This is a genomic window from Aquisalimonas sp., from assembly GCF_007120195.1.
Classification (GTDB): Bacteria; Pseudomonadota; Gammaproteobacteria; order Nitrococcales; family Aquisalimonadaceae; genus Aquisalimonas.
Map to the genome: position 1 here is coordinate 1 of NZ_SKOG01000076.1, position 19,286 is coordinate 19,286.

Annotated in this window: 11 protein-coding genes and 1 riboswitch; of the genes, 5 read left to right on the plus strand and 6 right to left on the minus strand. The window is 63.7% G+C overall.

The window, feature by feature from the left end; translation table 11 throughout:
* The first annotated feature begins 166 nt into the window (after positions 1 to 166).
* Positions 167 to 565, plus strand: coding sequence for a histidine phosphatase family protein (locus QZT63_RS06500; protein WP_290649605.1), 399 nt, complete (start codon positions 167 to 169; stop codon positions 563 to 565).
* A 73-nt stretch (positions 566 to 638) separates the two neighbouring features.
* Here QZT63_RS06500 and QZT63_RS06505 read toward each other — a convergent pair whose 3' ends face one another.
* The 3 genes from QZT63_RS06505 to QZT63_RS06515 all read right to left on the minus strand — a co-directional run bounded on the left by QZT63_RS06505 (position 639) and on the right by QZT63_RS06515 (position 4,937).
* Complete coding sequence (locus QZT63_RS06505; RefSeq protein ID WP_290649607.1) at positions 639 to 2,867, minus strand: EAL domain-containing protein; 2,229 nt, start codon at positions 2,865 to 2,867, stop codon at positions 639 to 641.
* Between the two features lie 113 nt (positions 2,868 to 2,980).
* Positions 2,981 to 3,067, minus strand: a riboswitch (cyclic di-GMP riboswitch).
* 168 nt (positions 3,068 to 3,235) lie between these two features.
* Positions 3,236 to 4,381: a diguanylate cyclase gene (locus QZT63_RS06510; RefSeq protein ID WP_366636192.1), complete on the minus strand. Its 1,146-nt coding sequence runs from the start codon at positions 4,379 to 4,381 to the stop codon at positions 3,236 to 3,238.
* A 187-nt stretch (positions 4,382 to 4,568) separates the two neighbouring features.
* Positions 4,569 to 4,937 carry an Mth938-like domain-containing protein gene (locus QZT63_RS06515; RefSeq protein ID WP_290649611.1) on the minus strand — a complete coding sequence of 123 codons (369 nt, stop codon included), beginning with the start codon at positions 4,935 to 4,937 and terminating at the stop codon, positions 4,569 to 4,571.
* 333 nt (positions 4,938 to 5,270) lie between these two features.
* On the opposite strand from QZT63_RS06515, the gene QZT63_RS06520 reads away from it, so the two are divergent.
* Positions 5,271 to 5,648: a TraR/DksA family transcriptional regulator gene (locus tag QZT63_RS06520; protein ID WP_290649613.1), complete on the plus strand. Its 378-nt coding sequence runs from the start codon at positions 5,271 to 5,273 to the stop codon at positions 5,646 to 5,648.
* Between the two features lie 203 nt (positions 5,649 to 5,851).
* On the opposite strand, the gene QZT63_RS06525 is transcribed toward QZT63_RS06520, so the two are convergent.
* A complete protein-coding gene (locus QZT63_RS06525; protein WP_290649615.1) occupies positions 5,852 to 9,262 on the minus strand; it encodes an EAL domain-containing protein in 3,411 nt (1,136 codons plus the stop codon).
* 419 nt (positions 9,263 to 9,681) lie between these two features.
* On the opposite strand from QZT63_RS06525, the gene QZT63_RS06530 reads away from it, so the two are divergent.
* Positions 9,682 to 12,144, plus strand: a complete 2,463-nt coding sequence (locus QZT63_RS06530; protein ID WP_290649617.1) for an EAL domain-containing protein — start codon at positions 9,682 to 9,684, stop codon at positions 12,142 to 12,144.
* A 126-nt stretch (positions 12,145 to 12,270) separates the two neighbouring features.
* Positions 12,271 to 14,004: a DNA polymerase/3'-5' exonuclease PolX gene (polX, locus tag QZT63_RS06535; RefSeq protein ID WP_290649619.1), complete on the plus strand. Its 1,734-nt coding sequence runs from the start codon at positions 12,271 to 12,273 to the stop codon at positions 14,002 to 14,004.
* 169 nt (positions 14,005 to 14,173) lie between these two features.
* On the opposite strand, the gene QZT63_RS06540 is transcribed toward polX, so the two are convergent.
* On the minus strand, positions 14,174 to 14,539 hold the full coding sequence (locus tag QZT63_RS06540; protein WP_290649621.1) for a phasin family protein: 366 nt from the start codon (positions 14,537 to 14,539) through the stop codon (positions 14,174 to 14,176).
* A gap of 318 nt (positions 14,540 to 14,857) precedes the next feature.
* Here QZT63_RS06540 and QZT63_RS06545 point away from each other — a divergent pair, with 318 nt between their 5' ends.
* Entirely contained in the window at positions 14,858 to 17,083 is a 2,226-nt protein-coding gene (locus tag QZT63_RS06545; RefSeq protein WP_290649623.1) for a 3-hydroxybutyrate oligomer hydrolase family protein, read from the plus strand.
* 109 nt (positions 17,084 to 17,192) lie between these two features.
* Here QZT63_RS06545 and QZT63_RS06550 read toward each other — a convergent pair whose 3' ends face one another.
* Positions 17,193 to 19,205, minus strand: a complete 2,013-nt coding sequence (locus QZT63_RS06550) for a CocE/NonD family hydrolase (protein WP_290649624.1) — start codon at positions 19,203 to 19,205, stop codon at positions 17,193 to 17,195.
* Between the last annotated feature and the right edge of the window lie 81 nt (positions 19,206 to 19,286).

Sequence of the window (19,286 nt, forward strand, 5' to 3'; positions counted from 1 at the left end):
GCGCGGCGCAAGGGCGCACAAAAGGCTACAGGCCCAGGTGGGCACACGGTGCACGTCGTCCGCCGCCGGCCATCGAACACGGCTTGGCCCACGCGGCCGCGATTGAGCCTGCCGCTTGCGGCGACGGCAGGTCCAACGCACCGTTACCCGGTGCAACGGAGGTCCCATGAAGCTCTACCTCGTACAACACGGCCCCGCGGCGACCAAGGAGGAGGACCCGGATCGGCCCCTGACTGCACCGGGGCACGCCCTGGTGGGGCGCGTTGCCGAGGCCCTGGCGCGGACCGGCGCCGTGCGCCCCGCGGAGATCCGGCACAGCGGCAAGCTCCGGGCGCGTCAATCCGCCGAGGCCCTGGCCACAGGCCTGGGGCTCGAGGTGGCCATCACCGCGGCGCCGGATCTCGGCCCGACCGACGACCCGCAAGACGCCGCGGCCGCCCTCGCCGGGGAGAACCAGGATCTGATGCTGGTCGGCCATCTGCCTCACCTGGGGCGACGGGAGCAGCCCGGGGGCGTGCGCCGCCCGCTGGATGCTGGCGCCCGAGCTCGTGCCGTCGGGTTCTGATCCACACTGAGCGCGCAGGGCGCTTGCTGTTGTGCCTGCGGCGCATCTGGTTTAACGGTGCATTACGCTGGCGCTAATGCTGCGCCCTTCGATCGGGCCCGGTGCCATGACAGGTCTCGAGGGGCTCGGGATTATGGACACCGTACCCCTGCGCGTAATCGACGCCTAGACTGCCCAGCAGCGAGAGGACCTCGTCGTTACCCACGTACTCTGCCACGGTCTTGATACCCATGGTATGGGCGATGTTGGTGATCGCCTGAACCATAGCGCGGTCCACCCGGTCATCCAGAATGCCCTTGATGAACTCGCCATCGATCTTGATGAAATCCACCGGCAGGTGCTTGAGATAGTAAAACGACGACATGCCGCTGCCGAAGTCGTCGAGCGCGAACTGGAATCCAAAGCCCTTGAGGGCGCGGATCACCCTCGCGGTCCGGGTCAGGTTCGCAATCGCCGCTGTCTCCGTAATTTCGAAACAGATCCGGTGAGCCGAAAGCGCGTGCACGGCGATCTGTCTCTCGACAAAGGGCAGAAAGGCCTCATCATTCAGGGTGGCGCCTGAGAGATTGATCGAATAGGAGCTCGTCGTGCGTTCAGGCTCGGGCAGGGCGGCGAAATTGCGGAATGCCGCGCGTATAATGTAACGGTCCATAGTCGGCATCAGATCGTAGCGCTCCGCCGCGGGGATAAACGTCATGGGCGGAACGATGGTGCCATCCGTCTCCCTGAGGCGCACCAGGACTTCCCGGCGGCCAAGGTCCCCGGAAACACTGTCGAGGGGCACGATGTTTTGCGCGTAGAGCACGAGGCGCTCCTCGTCCAGGGCCTGGCGCAGCCGGCTGATCCAATTCATTTCCCGCAACCGTGCCGACAGTTCGGAATCATCCGGGTGGTAAACGTGCACACGATTGCGGCCTTTCTCCTTCGCCAGAAAGCAGGCCGAGTCGGCGGTACTCAGGATTTCCTCAAGGCCGGGGCCGTTACCGCCGAAGGTAATGACCCCGATACTGACACTGCCACCGAATGTACGCGGCCCCCAACTGAATTCGATCCCGGCAATGAGCTGGCGCAACGTGTCAGCGATCCCACGGGCTGAGGCAAGGGAGCAATGCTCCAGCAGCACGGCGAATTCATCGCCCCCCAGGCGCGCGAGGGTATCGCTGGCCCGTGTGTGTTCCTCCAGCAGCGCGCTCACTTGTCGGAGCAACGCGTCTCCCGCCGCATGGCCGCAGGTATCATTGACCACCTTGAACTGGTCCAGATCCAGATACAGCAGCGTGTGCTCGTCGCCGGCGGTCTGGGTATCGCCAATGGCGCGCTTGAGCCGACGCTCAAACTCCCGCCGGTTTGGAAGCCCCGTCAAGCTGTCGTGGGCCGCCTGGTGGCTCATTTCTTGCGCGAGTTCATGCGCGTCGCTGACATCATAGCCCTGGATGAAGATGCCCGTGACCGTTCCATTCGACGCAAAGATCGGCTGGTAGATAAAATCAAGATGCCTCACGACTGCCGTGCCGGCATGCTGCTGAAGCTTGACCGGCATGGCGCGACCGATAAACGGCTCGCCAGTCCCATAGACCTGATCCAGCAGTTCGTAAAACCCCTGCCCGGCAACTTCGGGCAGGGCCTCTCTGACCGGCCTACCGATGATGTCCCGATTGCCGATTAGCTGGAAGTACGCCCGATTGGCGATTTCAAAAACATGGTCCGACCCGCGCACGACCGCCACGAACCCCGGAGCTTGCTCGAAGAGTTGCCGCATGCGGCGCCGCTCGGACTCCAGCGCTTGGTTGACCTCCTGCACGACCTGCGCACGACGCAATACGCCTGTGCGCACTTGCTCGAGCGGTACAGCCGTCTCTCGCCCCTCCTCCAGTCCCACAGCTTCGTTGTCTGTCCGGTGCAGCTCGGTGACGTCCACCGTGCATTGCACAATCTGCGTGACCGCTCCCTGCTCATCCAGGATCGGTGTATGGACCGCGCTCCAGTAGCGGTCCTTCTCCGTTGGCGACCCGTCGGCCGTCTGGCCGGGGATGGGGTAGTGGATCAGCGCTATCGCGTCAGGCTCCCGCTTGGCGATGACGCGCTCAAATGAATCCCGCAGCAAGCGAGCATTCTCGCCATCGGCGCTGCCGGGGAAGATATCGAAGATGTTACGGCCCACCAATGCTTCTCGCGTCATCCCCGTGACGCGCAAATAAGCCTGGTTGGCATCGATCAGGTTCAGGCTGGGGCTTAGCACCACATAGGGGTTCGGGGAGGTATCGAACAACGCCTCGTAATCGATATGCGGGCTTAATACCATAATGAGGAGTCACTCAGGTTGTTCAAACCCGGGGACCGCCTCAAGCTCTGGAAGAGTTGGAATGAGTGCGCATTCGTTCCATGGCACTCGCAGGATCCGTCCATCTCAGCCCGTCCGGCGGCCCACCGTCATAGGACGCATATCCCTTAGACTGTCGGTTTTGCGTGCCCGCCTTTCGGTCGGGGTTGCCTTTTTCAGACGCCAAACGCCCGGATCAGCGACCCACGTGTTCTGATCCGAACCTCGCAATTGGACCATTGGCGTCCCCGCGAGTCAACGAGCGACCGGCTTTGACACTGCTGGCGGCGACACAAGCCCTGCGTCGCCTCGGCAACCGCGGACGCTTCTCTGCCCGGCACCGCCTCGACTCAGCCGCGCCCGATGGCATTCGCGACAACACAGTCGCGCCCGGCCGCCTTTGCCTGATACAAGGCCTTGTCTGCTGACGCGAGCAACGCCGCGGGCGTCAAGCTGCTATTGGGTATCGCCGTACTCAGGCCGAGGCTGACGGTCAGCCACTCGCCCGCATCGCCGTGGCCGTGCACGATCCGCGCGCCCTTGACGGCGCGTCGCATCTTTTCCGCGACCACCCGCGCGCCGCGGGAGTGGGTTCCGGACAAGACCACGACAAACTCCTCCCCGCCATAGCGGGCGACGAGATCACCGGGGCGAGCCGCCAAACGGCTTAGAACATCGGCAACATGACGAATGGCCTGATCTCCGGCCTGATGCCCCTTGTTGTCGTTGTAGGCCTTGAAATGGTCGATGTCGCACATGGCGATGGACATCGGCTCCTGCGTCCGCGCCAACTGGTTCCATTGCCTGGCCAGGAATTCATCGAGGGTGCGCCGGTTGGCGAGCCCGGACAATTGATCGGTCCGGGACAACTCCTCGAGTTTCTCGTTCAGTTTGTTCGACGTTGTTTCGGCGCGTTCGACTTCCCGACGAAAGAAGAAGGCGATCAGAAGCGCCAGCAAAACGGTGCCGGTTGCGTGGACTGCAAACAGGATGCTTAGAAGGCCACTGGGTACCGCGAGCCAGGCTGCGGCCGGCGGAAACGCGAAATGACTCACCACAAACAGGCCCGCCGCCAGCGCCACCAGTGGGGCCACCAGGCGGCATCGAATGCGTTGAAACAATAGGGGCACAACCAGGGCCAGGCCAAGATAGTAAAGGTGCGTGCCGGCACTACTGCTGATCAACGCTGTGATGACGAGGAGCTGCAGGTACGCCGTTGTCAAGACCTGCACCATCGCCCAACGCGCGCACCCTTGCCGGTTGATCCACGGCACCAGCGCATAGCCAAGTCCGAACAACCCTGAGGCCAGCAGTACGGGGAAAAACTGACGGGGATCGTAGAGCAGAAAAATGAGAAGGCAGACCGTTGTGGCCCCCGCACCGAACAACGCCCCCAGATTGCAGAGCACAATCGACCGAGCCCGGTGCGGGGGCTGATCGGCTGTGCCCCAAGCCCAGATCCGAAGCGGCGTTCGATGATGTGGTGAACTGGACAAAATGTCTCCCGGACCGCCCGCAGGGCTGTCACGCCGAGCCTGCCATCCACGGCATCATCCGCCAGGCACGGGGAGGAGACGTTGTCGTTGGTCACACTATGTCAGTCGCCAGGTCTGAACCTTTTCGTTGGCGAATCTTGAAGCCCCGCCGGGGGTCTGGATCACCGGGCGTTTCTCAGGGATGCGGCTAGCACGTGGAATGGAACAGGCCACCCACTGGCGCACGCCGTTCGGCGAGCGCATTGTAAATAGCCACTGCTTCCTTGGTTTCGGCGACAGGGACCGTAACACCCTGGCTATGCAGAAAGTCCAGGGTGTCCTGTTGGGTGCGCAGCGCCAGCCACATGCCGCGGCTCAATACCACGGTTGTCGCCCCATGCTCGAGCAGCTCCAGGACATCGGCACGCTGAATGCCGGGCACGTGGCGCGTGCCTGTCTCCGCCCAGTCCCATTCCCGCCCACCGCCTGGCCACAGCTTGAAGTCCTTGCCGGCGCCAACGCCCTCGACGATCATGCTGCCCCAGGCGATGTGCTCGATGCGTGGTGATGCGTTCAAGTCGTGCCGCATTGCCGATACCACGCGCTACCCTTCAAACAACCCTTTTAACAATCTAAAGCATAAACCGGTCCGCCGGCTATTGCTTGATGCGGGGCCACCTCGACGCTGCAGCCCCACCCCTAGTGTCCCTCATGCCGGTGGATGTCCTATGCTTTAAGGGCACGGCCGTGGTTTTGCTCAGACGATACCCCAGCCCCAGGTTGGCCGAGCTGTTGCGGGCAGCCCCCCATCGTTGAGCGCCCGGGGCGCCGCGGTGGCATTGAATTCCCGCCGGCGCGACTCGATTGTTGTACATATTGGGTTGAGTGAAACAGGTCGGAGGAGCTGGTGATGGCATCGACACCGGATGACGCACGTTACCAGGAGTTCAAACAAAAACTGCGCGCCCGTCGGGATGAGCTGCGCTATGCCGTGCAGGAGGGACTGCAGGCGATGGGCGAAGGGAAGTTCGCGCGCGAGATCGGCGACCTCGGAGACGAGGGCCTCGCCGCATGGATGCAGAACCTGCATGTGGCCGACCTGCGCCACGACGTCGAGGAGTTGAACGACATCGAGCAGGCGCTCGAGCGCATACGAACCGGCGACTACGGTTACTGCTGCGATTGCGGCAGCGAGGTGGCTCCGGCGCGGCTTCGGGCCTATCCGACCGCCAAGCGCTGTCTCGAGTGCCAGGAGGTCTACGAGCGCAAGCGCCGGGACTACGCCTGATCCCCCGCGTGCAGCCCACCCGCGGCCGAGCGTACCGATGGGGCTCGCCCGCGTGCACCGTTAAACCCAGGCGCCAGCTGTACAGATGCATAATGATCTCGCGGATACTTCGCGTAAAAGGTCGAAACGCAGCGCCCGCACTCGCTAGTGCCCTGTAACCGAATTTCGGTTACAGGGCACTAGGAGCTATTGGGAGGAGGCGTCTATCCGGCATTGTAATCGGCGATGAACGCCTGGAACCGCGCGGCCGGCAACGGGCGGCTGAAGAGATAGCCCTGGTACGCCACGCAGCCGTTGCCTTCCAGCCACGCACGCGTCTCCTCTGTCTCCACGCCCTCCGCAATCACCCCCAACCCCAGGGAGTCGGCGAGGAGGATGATCGCGCGCACGATGGCGGCATCATTGGGGTCGGTGAGCGCATCGCGAACGAAGGTTTGGTCGATCTTGAGCTGGTCCAGGGGCAGGCGCTTGAGGTAGGCGAGTGAAGAGTAACCGGTGCCGAAATCGTCCAGGGAAAAGTGAATACCAAGCCCCTTCAATTCATCCATCTTGGCAATCGCCTCATCCACGTTGGCAAGCAGTAGGCTCTCGGTCAGCTCAAGGCCGAGATTTTGCGGCGGTGCCCCCGTTGCCTTGAGCACACCCTTGACCTGTTCGACAAACCCGGGGTGGTGGAACTGCCGCGCGCTCACATTGACGGCAATCCAGAAATCAGATGGCAATGGCTCGGCCGCAAGCTTGGACCAGCAAGCCAGGCCGCTGCAGACCTGCTCAAACATGGCCTCCCCCAAGGGAAGGATCAGGCCGCTCTCCTCGGCCACGGCAATGAACTCGGCAGGCGATACCAGACCCTGCTCGGGGTGGTCCCAGCGTGCCAGCGCCTCGGCACCCATCAGGCGACCGGCTGCATCGAACTGGGGCTGGTAGTGGGGTGTGATCTCGCCACGTTCCAGCCCTTTACGCAGTTCCGCTTCCAGCCGCACCCGGGCCTCGACGGCCGCACGCATCTCGGGAGCGTACACCCGCATCGTCCCCCGGCCGGCCTCCTTGGCCCGGTACATGGCCAAATCCACGCGTTTCATGAGGTCGTCGGCCGTATCGTCGGCGCCACCGAACAGCGTAATGCCGATACTCACCGTCATATGCCGTTCGTGCGGCCCCAGTTGGTAGGGCCGGGTCAGCGCGGTCAGTATCTTCTGAGCCACAGCCTTGGCCCGCAGCGCAGCCGTTGGCGCATGCACATTCAGGTCCGCGAGCACAACCACAAACTCGTCCCCGCCGAAACGGGCTACCGTGTCCATATCCCGCAGGCTGGTGGTCAGACGTTTCGCGACCTGCTGGAGCAACTGGTCACCGACCTCGTGGCCGAGGGTGTCGTTGAGTGTTTTGAAGTGGTCGAGATCGAGAAACAGCACGGCGCCGTTCATGCCGGTGCGCGCGCCGGTTGCCAGAGAATGCTGCAGTCGGTCCCTCAGAAGCCGACGGTTCGGCAGTCTGGTCAGTGGATCGTAGAGGGCGAGGAATTCGATTTCCCGCTGTGCCCGCTTGCGCTCGGTGATGTCACGAAAGTAGATGGCCAGGCCTTCCTCGGAGGGATAGGCGCGGATTTCCAGCCACTTGCCAAGCGGCGGATAATACTCCTCGAGCATGACGGTCACGCCCTCGGCAACACTCCGACGATATTCGTATTCGATCCGTGTGCCGGCAAGCTGTGGGAACTCCTCCCATAGCGTCTTTCCTAGCAGTACGTCGCGGGAATGCTCAACCAGCGTCTCAGCCGCTCGATTGATAAACGTGATGCGCCACGCGTGATCGACTGTCAGAATGGCGTCTGTGATGCTCTCCAAGGTAGTGGTCAGCCTGCCGGCCAGACGCCGAATTTCCTCCTGTGCCTCCCGCTGCTCGCTGATATCCTGAATGGCACCGCGCACCTCAACAATCGTTCCGGCGGCATCACGCACCGCTTCACCAATCGCGCGCACCCACACCCGGTTGCCTCGTGCCGTGATGATGGCCAGCTCTTCATCATAGGGCGTGCCGTCCCGCGCGCAGGCCCAAAAGGCTTTGCTGATGCGCTCGCGGAACTCGGGTGCATAGAAATCAATCCCCTCACCCAGCGACACCTGTGTCCCCGGTGGCATTTCGTGAATTGCACTGACTTCATTCGACCAGGTGAGCTGTTGTGTGGCCAAATTCGCACTCCAGCCGCCGAGCCGCGCCGTGCGCCCGGCGATCTCGAGCAGCACACGGGCCTCGCGCAACCGCGCTTGCGCCCGCTTGCGCTCGGTCTCGTCAATGGCGATCCCGTCCCACAGTACCGAGCCGTCCTCGAGTTGCCGCGGGTTGGCCATCGACCGGACGCAGCGAAGGCTGCCATCGTTCGCACGGATGCGAAATTCAATATCATGCGCTTCGAGCGTGCGGGCGGATTCCCGGATCGCGTTCTCATAGGAAACCCGGTCTTCCGGATGGATGTTCTCCAGCAATACGTCGTGGCCGGCCAGCACGCTGTGCAGATCGACACCGCACGCCGGCCCCTCGCCCGCATGCACATAGCTCAGGCGGATGCGTCCGTCAGTATCCACGACCCGCTGAAAGACGATACCCGGCAGATGCTCGGCGATTGCCCTGAAACGCACATCACTGGCATGGCGGCTATCCTCCATGCGGTCACGGTGGATCGCTGCCCCGATGATGTTAGCCAGCACCTGCAGCAGCCGGACTTCCTCGTCGGTCCAGACCCGCGCCCGGCTGACGGAGTCGAAGCCGATATGGCCGTAGACGTCGTCGTCGACCACGATCGGGACCACGATCAGCGAGTGGATGCCGTATTGCTGGCAAAACGCGTGCTCGGCTTCCCAACCGGGGGTATGGATCGAGGACCTGGTCATTTGCACGACCTCGCGCCGCTCGACTGCTGCCACCAACGCCGGCAAAGCGTCGTTGGGCACGCTCTGTAAGGTCTGGATCTGGCGCTCGATCCCCGGCGCACACCATTCATGGGTGTTGACGTGAGTGGTCCGGTCTGCGCTGAATCGGAACACGTAGCTGCGATCCGCGCCACAATACGCGCCGATACGCGCGAGTGAGTCATTGACCCGTTCGTCGAAGCGTTCGGCACCGCCGGCGAGGAAGTCCCGCGAAACCTCCACCAACACACGCTGTAGCCCGGAGACATACTTCAATTCGAGTTCGGTCTTCTTCATGGCGGTGATGTCCACCATGACGCCAACCAGTTTGACCACCCGGTTGTCTTCCTTGATGACGCTCATCACGTCCTGCAGCCACACGGTTCGGCCGTCAAACGCGAGCATCCGGTACTCAAGCGCGCGCTGGCGCTCCCCGACCGTACCCAGTTGCCAGAATTCACGGACCCGCTCATGGTCATCCGGGTGCACATGGCGCAGCCAGAAGTTCTCTTCGTGCAGCCAGCACTCCACCGGATAGCCCAGCAGCACCTCGGCCTCCGGGCTGACGAACGTGTACCGCAACGATCCGGGGTCACGCTCCCAAAGGGTCGCCGATGCGGACTCGACAGGCGCACGGGGCCTGCCACGCTGTCGATTCGGCGCGGCGAGTCCCTCGCCATCGGGCTTGTCTGATCGCCGATTCACGCGGAATCCTTCCCTCTGGGGCAATGCTTTTCTGTCATCGTCCACCCACCATAGCGATCGTCGGGGGCGTTGTCAGCGCCCGCGTGCTGTGCGGCCTCAGCCCTGACCGTCTGCTGTGATTTACGTCGCCGAAACGCGAATCCGAACCGCCCCGCCTGAGGTCGCGAACTGAGATCTGTGGCGCATAACGGATCGTTCGGATTACCTATCCTGCATTATCACGCGATTGGAACCAGCAGCACGTCCGCCGGGTGGGAGTGCCTTCACGCAGGCAATGCGCAGCACACAGAGGGTTCCTCTCATGCCAACGCCGGCAGCAGATCGATCTCTAATGCAGTGCGCTGGATGCCTTTGAGCCGGCTTTTGTCGGGGCACAGCAGGTCCGCAATCAGGCATCTCAACGAACGTGGTACTCAGGGATGGCAATAGGAACAGGCGAAGGAGAGCAACGCACGGGCAAGGCGCCGCGCATCAAGATCCTCGGGCTGATGGCGGCCCTGGTCCTCCTGGCGGCCGTGGCCGCCACGTTCAATGTCGCCGTCGTGCAGATGCAGGCAGCTGCCACCGCCTATGCGACCGGCAATAGCATCTGGTCCAGGGCGCAGCTGTCGGCCGCTCACTACCTTGACCAATACGCGAAAACAGGCAATCCAGCTGCAATGGAGCGTGTTCGCGAGTGGCATGCCATCCCCTTGGGTGACCTCAACGCGCGCCAAGCGATGGAGGCGCCCGAGCTGGATTACGACACCGCGTACGAGGGATTGCGAAGCGGACGCAACCACCCGGATGACATCCCGCGTATGATCTGGCTGTTTCGCTACTTTTCGCAGGCACCCTATTTCCGCGATGCGGTCGAGGCCTGGCAGGAGAGCGACCCCTATATCCTGGAGCTCGGTGCACTTGCCGACCAGATGGAGGACGAATGGCAGGCGGCCAATCCCTCCCCGGAGGCCATTGCTCAGTTGCGAGGGCGCCTGGTTGAGGTCAACGGGAACCTGCAGGCTCTCAGCGCGGACTTCCGCATGGCGACTGCGGAGGCGGCGCGCTGGATGGCGAGGGTGTTGTCGGTCACCAGTATCGTCTTTCTCCTTGCCCTGTGCCTTGTGGCGTGGCTGCTGGCATGGCGACTGACGCGCACGCTCACCGCGGCCGAACGCAACTTCCGGGCGACGTTCGAACAGGCCACCGTAGGCATGGCCCAGGTCGGCGAGGATGGTTGCCTGCTCGACGTCAACCCGGCCCTGTGCGAGATCCTTGGCTACTCAAAGCAGGAGCTTGTCGCCAAGCGCTATGCGGATCTTGTGCACCCCGAGGACCGCAGGATCGGGCTGGCAAATCGGGAAGCGTTGATCGCCGGGGCACTTGATAGCTACACCGTCGAAAAGCGACTGCTGCGCGGTGACGCGGGCACGGTATGGGGCAAGATAACGGTCTCCAGGACCGGTGACGATGCGCAGTCCAGCCCTCGCTATGTCTTGATCGTCGAGGACGTCTCCGAATCCCGTCGCCTGTCAGCCGAGCTCACTTACCAGACCAACCACGACACGCTGACCAACCTTCCCAACCGCAGCGCCTTCGAGCGCAAGCTGGGGGAGAGCCTGCACGAGGCCCGCACCGAGGGCTCCGTCCACGCCCTGTGCTTTATTGATCTGGATCAGTTCAAGATCGTCAACGACACATCGGGCCATGCCGCCGGCGATGACCTGTTGCGCCAGGTGGCCAGACTTCTCCATCAGCATCTGCGGGAGCGGGACGTACTTGCGCGCCTCGGGGGCGATGAGTTCGCCGTGATCCTTGAGCACTGCGATATCGATGGCGCCCGCAAGGTCTCCGAGAAGTTGCGCGCGGCCCTCGCTAGCGCCAGCTTCACCTGGGAAGACGCCACGTTCAGTGCGGGCTGTAGCATTGGTGTCGCACCAATCACCCCAGACAGCGTTGACACCTACAGCCTGCTGCGAGCGGCGGATATCGCCTGCCACGTGGCCAAGGAGCAAGGCCGTAACCGGGTGTACGTACTGCGCGAGGACGACGAGGAGTTCGCCGAGCGGCACGGTGAGATGAAGTGGCTCGGCCGCATACGCTCGGCCCTGCAGGAGGAGCGCCTGATCCTCGACGCGCAACGCCTGGTCTGCCTCGACGAGCCGGATCGCCTGCGCTACGAAGTGCTCGTGCGGTTGCTGGACACAAATGGCGAGGTTGTGCCGCCAGGCGCGTTCCTCCCGGCGGCGGAACGCTTCGGGGCGGCGGGTCAGATTGACCGCTGGGTGATCGATCATGTATGCGCACAGCTTTCAGCCTATCCGGAGCACCTGGCGGCCCTTGATGCCTGTCATATCAACCTGTCGGGTCGCTCGTTCGATCAGGAGGATTTCCACGACTTCGTCGTCGATACCCTCGAGCGCTACGCATTGCCCGCGGAGAAAATCTGCTTCGAAATCACCGAGACGGCGGCTGTGAGAAACCTGATCGACGTGATCAGGTTCATGGAGCGCCTGGGCAAGCGAGGCTGCCGTTTCGCCCTGGACGATTTCGGCGCCGGCCTGTCGTCTTTCGGCTACCTGCGCCGCCTGCCGGTTGATTTTCTCAAGATCGATGGCGTGTTCGTGCGCGACATTGCCAGCGATACGACAGATCTCGCAATCGTGCGTGCGATCAACGAGATCGGGCACACCCTGAACAAGACGATCGTCGCCGAGTTCGTCGAAACTGACGCGGCGCTTGAGCTGTTGCGGGACATGGGCGTGCATTACGTTCAAGGCTGCGGTGTGCACAGCCCCTGCCGGTTCGAGGAGCTGCTCAACGCCAGCGTCTATGCCGATGCAGGCTCCGACGTCGCAGATTGGGGCAAGGCGGCCGTGAGCCGCGGCGGAGCCGCCCGTTAAGGCAACCCGCGCCATGGGCGAGCCTGTCCTGTTCGCGACTTGCCGGCGTTGAGCAAACCCTCCTGACACCGCATCCCTGGAGGCTGTAATCTGGCTCGATATCATGGCCGCCCGCAATAGACCACCATGACCCTGCGAAATCGCGACATTGCCACCTTGTTCAAGCGCCTGGCTGATCTGCTCGAGATCGAAGGGGAAAATCCGTTCCGGATTCAGGCCTACCGCAATGCCGCCGAGACAATCGAAGGGCTGGCGGCACCCGTGACGGAGCTGGTCGCCGCGGAGACGGATCTCACACAGTACTCCCACATCGGCAAGGACATCGCGGAGAAGATCGAAGGCGTCGTGGCCACCGGACGCTTGGCGGCACTCGACGAAGTCGCCCAGCGCGTCCCGCCCGAGCTCGCCGACCTGATGGGAGTGAAGGGTCTGGGCCCGAAGGGCGTCAAGGCGCTGCACGATCACTTCCACATCCGCAGTGTTGACGAACTTGAGCAGCTCGCCCGCGAAGGGCGCGTCCGCGAGCTCTCCGGCTTCGGCGCAAAGAAGGAGGCGGCGCTGCTCGAGGGCATCCACGAGCTGCACGCCCGCCAATACCAGCGCACGCCCCTTGCCGAGGCCGAGGCGCAGGCCGAGCCCTTGCGCGCATGGTTGGCCGCAGTCGACGGGGTCGAATGCATTGAGATTGCCGGCAGCTATCGCCGGCGCCGCGAGACGGTGGGGGACATCGACATCGTGGTGGCCTGCGCCGATGGCGCCGCCGTCATGGAACGCCTCGTGCGCTATGACGGCATCGAGCGTGTCGCCTCACGGGGCACCACCCGCTCGAGCGTGATCCTCGCCGACGGCCTGCAGGTCGACGTGCGCGCCGTGCCCACAGAGAGCTTCGGCGCGGCGTTGATGTATTTCACCGGCTCGAAGCAGCACAACGTGGCGCTGCGCCAACGAGCAATCCAGCGCGACCTCAAGCTCAATGAATACGGCCTGTTTCAGGGCGACGACGCCGTCGCCGGAGCCGACGAGCCCGGCATCTATCGGCAGCTTGGCCTGGTCTGGATCCCTCCCGAGCTGCGCGGGGACCGCGGCGAGGTCGAGGCCGCCGAGCGCGACCACCTGCCGGCGCTCATTGAGGCGGATGCCATTCGCGGCGACCTGCACGCCCACACCACCTGGAGCGACGGCCGCGACACACTCGAAGACATGGCGCGTGGCGCCCGCGCTCGCGGCTACGAGTACCTGGCGATCACGGATCACGGCCCCAGGGTCCGCATCGCAAACGGGCTCTCACCCGAGCGCCTGCAGACCCAGGCCGAAGCGATTGCCGAACTCGACGCCAGTCTCGACGGCATCACCCTGCTCAAGGGCTGCGAGGTCGACATTCTGGCTGACGGCACGCTCGACCTGCCCGACGAGGTGCTGGCGACACTCGACATCGTCGTGTGCTCGATCCACTACAACCTGCGCCAGTCGCGCCAGGAGCAGACGGACCGGGTCCTGCGGGCCATGGAAAACCCCTATTTCATGATCTGGGGCCATCCCACGGCCCGCGAGGTCAACCGCCGCGAACCCATTGACATCGACCTGGAGCGTTGTCTGGAGGAGGCAGCCGAGCACGGCATCGCCATCGAGGTGAGCGCGCAGCCCAAGCGCCTCGACCTCAACGACGCCGGCGCCCGGCTCGCCCGAGAGAAGGGCTGCCGCCTCGTCATCAACACCGACGCCCACAGCGTGGGCAACCTGGACCTGGTGCGCCACGGCGTCGACCAGGCCCGGCGCGCTTGGGCCGAGGCGGAGGACATCATCAACACCCGCGGTCTCGTCGAACTGCGCAAGGCGCTGCGCACACCACCTGGGGGTTGAATCGCGGGAGGGAGTGGCAAGGCGTGCAACCGCCCGCGGTTTCGCCGCTGCGGTCATGGTCGCCTGCCCATGCGTCGCGCCCCGCACGACGAAAAAACCGCCGGCCCCATCAAGGGGGCGGCGGCCTGATAGCGTCTCACCCGTTACACGGCTGAGGGGTGTGGCAGCCTTACTTCGCGCTGTCGGCAGCCTTGGAGGCAGCCTGCACGTTCTGCTGGGTCAGCTTCTGGGCTTCCTCAGCGAACTTGCGGTTCAGCGCGACCACCTTCTCGGCATCGCCCTTGAAGCGCTCGGTGAGCTCCTTGGCGACGTCCTGCTGGCCCTTGATGTAACCCTGCACGTCCTGGGGCTCCTTGATCTCAAGCGCCTTGCGGAGCTGCTGGAGGCTCAGCTCGGTGTAGACCTTGGAAGCCTCCACCTGCGTGTTCACCAGGGACTCCACGTGGCTGATGGTCAGCTCGGCGAAAGCGCGGGCCGGGCCACCAAAGAAGGTCTCGAACTGCTCATTGATCTGATTGACGGTCGGGTTCGTCATGGCAACACCTCGTTTTTAAGTTGCGAATCAAGCAAGGATGAAGCCCTTCTCCAACCTTGTTGCGGTGCATTATAGCGATTGAAATGACGCAACGCAACATGGATTTTGTCCGATCGTGGGCCCAACGGCTCATGGTGTTGCGCAGCCACCATCGGGCCTATACTCCCCCACGTCGCACTGAATGTTGCCGCGCGAACGCAAACCCCGCATGGCAAGCGTGACTTCAGAAAAGCGCGTGCCACTGTCCAATCGAGCCGACGGGGCGCAGCGTGAACCCCGTCGACAGAAGCAAGAGTGGTGTAAAGGAGACCTACTACCGTGCCGAAAACAACCAGCACCGTCGCCTACCTGTCCCTTGCCGGATGCATTTTCGCCTTGCCGGCTTGTGGCATTACCGAGGGCGTGCCCTTGAACGAGCGGCCCGCCACCGTGAAGGGGGAGATTCTGAAGCACAGCTTTGACGCCGAAGACAACGACGACCTGCTGACGGCCGGACTTGGGGCGTCCGGCCTCCAAAGCGACGAGGCGCCGTCCGTTGCGGATCCACAAGCCCCCACAACGCAGGAGCTTCGTCGGCTTGCCATCTGGAACAATTACCGGGCCCTCGTTCCCACTGCACCGGGTGGCGGGTACGGTGAGTTCTTTGGCCCCGATGTCGGCAACGCCGAGGGCGAGGGCAAGATTCCGGGGGATGAATGGCTTGCATTCATACGCTCCGGCGACGCACGCCCGGGCAAGTCTGAGCAGGCAGACCTCGGGCGGTCCGAGCAGGAACGTCCGGGCCACTCCGGCGAGGCGAATCTGGGGCAGGCCGGGCGGGTCACAGCCATGGTTCAGGTGCCTGAGAGCTTTGACGTGGCGAACGCCTGCATGGTAACGGCACCCTCCTCCGGCTCCCGGGGCATCTACGGAGCGATCGGCACCGCGGGGGAGTGGGGGCTCAAACGCGGCTGCGCGGTGGTCTACACCGACAAGGGCACCGGCACCGGCGCGCATAACCTCGCAGAGAACCGCACCCAGGCCATCGACGGCCTGCTGGTGGACGCCAGACCGGGGCGCACGGAAGCGTTGTTCCGGGCGGACCTGACCGAGGCGCAACGGCGCGACTTCGAAGCGGAGTACCCGCACCGCTTCGCCTTCAAGCACGCGCATTCCGGGCGCAATCCCGAGCAGGACTGGGGCGAGAACGTACTGGAGTCCATCCGTTTCGGATTCTATGTGTTGAATGAGCTCCACGGCGAGACTGACGCCGGTGACCGGCGCCTGCGCAGTCTCACACCCGAGAACACACTGGTGATTGCATCCAGTGTCTCGAACGGCGGTGGCGCCTCGGTGCTGGCCGCGGAGGCGGACAGCGAGGGCCTGATTGACGGCGTCGCCGTCTCCGAACCGAATGTGCAACCGACCGTGGACGAGGGCTTCAGCATCCAACAGGGCGAGGCGAACCCGATCTCGGAGCACAGCCGCAGCCTTCTCGATTACACGACCGCCCTGGCCGTATACCAGGGTTGCGCCAATCAGGCGGAAGGCCTCGAGGCGGCGCCATTGAATCTCGTCACCGACGAGCGCAGCGACAATATCTGTGCCCGTCTCGCAGACCTGGGTCTGATCGACGGCGCCGATGTGGAAGCGCAGGCCGCGGACGCCTTGCGGGTCCTCAACGAGGAGTTCGCACTACAAAGCGAGCAGAACCTGGCGCAGCCCGGTAATTTCGCGATCAATGTACCCCAGAGCATCAGCATCACCTACGGCAATGCCTACGGGCGCTTCAGCGTGACCGACAACCTCTGCGGTTTCAGCTTTGCCTCCACCAATGCCGAGACCTTTGAGCCGCAGTCCTTGGACGAGGCGGCCGAGCGGGTCCTGTTCAGCACCAGTAATGGCATACCGCCAACGGGGGGAGTCAATGCGGTCTACAATCTGGCGGATGAGGGCCCGACCGAGATGAGCCAGGCCAGTTCGCCGGGCGGTGTGGGCCGGGATTATGCGCTGGACGGCTTCCTGTGCCTGCGGGGGCTCGTGACCGGCGAGAATCCCGCGAACGCCGATGGGCAAGGTCGCGCAGCGCCGCAGGAGTCCTCCCAGCGGGTCCACGAGGGCATCGACGCGATTCACGCCAGCGGCGACCTGCGGGGCAAGCCCGCGGTGTTCGTCACCCCGCGGGCGGACCAGATTCTCCCCATCAACCACACCTCCCGCCCCTACTACGGGCTCAATCAGCGGGTGGAAGGAGACAACAGCAACCTGCATTACTACGAGGTGCTCAACGCCCAGCACCTGGACGTCCTCAACAACATTGCAGGCTTCGATGCGCTGTTCATCCCGTTGCACCACTACTACTTCCAGGCGCTGGATCTGATGTACGACCACTTGCGCAATGGCGCCTCGCTGCCGCCGAGTCAGGTGGTGCGCACGCAGCCGCGTGGCACCGAGGACGGAGAAGCACCGCCACTCAGCGAGGAGAACCTGCCCTCCATCAGCGCGGAACCTGATGCGGGTAACCGGATCCTCTTCGAGGACGAGGTCCTGCGGATTCCAGACTGACAGCCCTCGGCTCCCGAAGGCGCGGCAGCTCGCCGTGCCTTCCGTTGGCGAAGACCGCCAGCGCTAGCGATCGCCGCCCAAGGAGATCGGCGCGGCGCCATGGGCTCGTTCACATGCACTCTCGGGATATCCACTCGTCCCAGTTTCTGCAAAATACCCGTGTGTCACCCTCGTAGGCATCGAGCGTCGCGCGGACCCGGTAGTGGGTCTGCGTCGATGTGAGCACAGTGCGGGTCTCCGTGCGAATCCGCCAGTCACCGCGTTCAAAGCTGCGCGTCGCGAAGACCTCGCCGCACAAGGTGGTGTAATCGTCGTTTGCGAAGGTAAACCGCTCGGTGGCTGAATAACCGAGCAGCAGGTCGATCTCATCCAGCCGGAAGTGGGGGTCATTGTCGATGACCTGCAGGGTTGCCTCGTTGGTGGCGAGGTTGAACTGTACGGTCCACTCCCGCCGCGCCTGGGCCAAGACCGTTGTCGCGGGTGGGCTGGCGGCCTGCGGTGAGCCGAGATCCCTGAGCGCGTTGTCGGACTTCCTGGGTGCCCGGACAGGGAGGATGAGCCGACTGTCCTTCGTGTGGAAGGTGAGCGTTGCCGCCTCCGGTGCCGGCCAGGCCAAGGGCCAGTAGGACGAGGACACGGCGATCCGTATCCGGTGGCCCGCAGGAAAGCATTGAGCCACATGGTTGAGCCTGACACTCACCTGGTAAGGCCTGCCCGGTTGCAGTGGTATCGGTTGCTCGTGCCCCTGGCGGTGACACAAATTCAACAGCCCGTATGTAATCAGGGTGGCGGTCCCGCCTGGCCCCACGTCAGAGAGCCGCACCGCCACCATCGCCCTGGGTTTATCCGCCGACAACGTGAAGTCGACAACCGGTGCGCCGAGTATCTCCAAATCCGCTTCCAGCCGCGGGCTGTCGAACACCAAGGATCCGCCGTCTTCGAGCCGTTGATCCGTCGGCAGATCCGTGCTCTCCGCATAGCTGCACCATTTGCCGGCAAACAGCCCGACGCTAAGGGGGCTGGCAATGTTCAGCGTTGCCTCCACAGCGGATGATTCGAGAAGATTGAGACTGCAAGGAGAAAACGTCAGGGACTGCTCAGTGACATTCGGGCTTGGCCACTGACTTTCCGCCACCCATCGCCCCGGCCGGTCATCGCTGATGGGGGAGACGGTATTCTGCATCCAGGCCCGCAGCATGGGTTCGCCGTCCTCGCCCGTGTCCACACCCTTGAGCCAGTGGTCCCACCAGCGCAGGCACTCGCCCAGGAAATCGATCGCCGGCCCCGGCCCGCCCATGTGCGGATACTTGTGTCCCCAGGGGCCGACCAAGCCCTTGCGCGGGACATCGAGATGGGCCATCAGCCGAAACACGGTGTTGCAATAACCGTCCGCCCAGCCGCTGACGGCAAAGACCGGGCACTTGACCGCGGCGTAGTTCTCGCACACCGAACCGTGCTTCCAGTAATCGTCGCGGCACTGATGGCGCAGCCAGTTGCTGAGCCAAAGATCGCCGCCCTGCAGGCGCTCCATCCACATGTCGCGCCAGCGCTCGCCGACCAATTCCGGGTCCGGCGGCGAGGCGTTGTAAGAAAACATGATGCTCGCCCAGGAGAGATTGTCGGTGAGTAGGCAACCGCCCATGTAGTGCACGTCGTCGGTATAGCGATCGTCGGAAGAACAAACCGTAATAATCGCTGCGAGCCCCGGGGGGTCCAGCGCGGCAATCTGCAGGGCGTTGAAACCGCCCCAGGAAATTCCCATCAGACCAACCCGGCCGTTGCACCAGGGCTGCGACGTCAACCAACGGATGATCTCTACCCCGTCCGCCAGTTCCCTGGGCAGGTACTCGTCGTGCAACAGCCCATCGGAGTCACCACTGCCCCGCAAGTCCACGCGCAAGCAAGCATAGCCATGAGCCGCGAAGTAACCGTGAATCGTGGCGTCACGAACCGCCTTGACGTCACGCTTGCGGTAGGGGATGTACTCCACGATGGCCGGAACCGGGCTCTGCTCGGCGTACTCCGGGAGCCAGAGTTTTGTCGCCAGGGTGCAGCCATCCGGCATGGTGATCCAGATGTGTTCGATGACCTTGACCGGGCACTCAGGCTCATCCTTGATCATCGAGCGCCTCCGGCAAGCTGACCCTGCGCCCGAGTGCCAATGCAGCCGCCCGGGCGGCCACAGCTCGACCATCGTGAGCAC

Excerpts from the sequence above, each read along its gene's own strand:
- QZT63_RS06500 (WP_290649605.1), top strand. The coding sequence starts at position 167 with ATGAAGCTCTACCTCGTACAACACGGCCCCGCGGCGACCAAGGAGGAG.
- QZT63_RS06505 (WP_290649607.1), bottom strand. The coding sequence starts at position 2,867 with ATGGTATTAAGCCCGCATATCGATTACGAGGCGTTGTTCGATACCTCC.
- QZT63_RS06520 (WP_290649613.1), top strand. The coding sequence starts at position 5,271 with ATGGCATCGACACCGGATGACGCACGTTACCAGGAGTTCAAACAAAAA.
- QZT63_RS06530 (WP_290649617.1), top strand. The coding sequence starts at position 9,682 with ATGGCAATAGGAACAGGCGAAGGAGAGCAACGCACGGGCAAGGCGCCG.
- polX (WP_290649619.1), top strand. The coding sequence starts at position 12,271 with ATGACCCTGCGAAATCGCGACATTGCCACCTTGTTCAAGCGCCTGGCT.
- QZT63_RS06540 (WP_290649621.1), bottom strand. The coding sequence starts at position 14,539 with ATGACGAACCCGACCGTCAATCAGATCAATGAGCAGTTCGAGACCTTC.
- QZT63_RS06550 (WP_290649624.1), bottom strand. The coding sequence starts at position 19,205 with ATGATCAAGGATGAGCCTGAGTGCCCGGTCAAGGTCATCGAACACATC.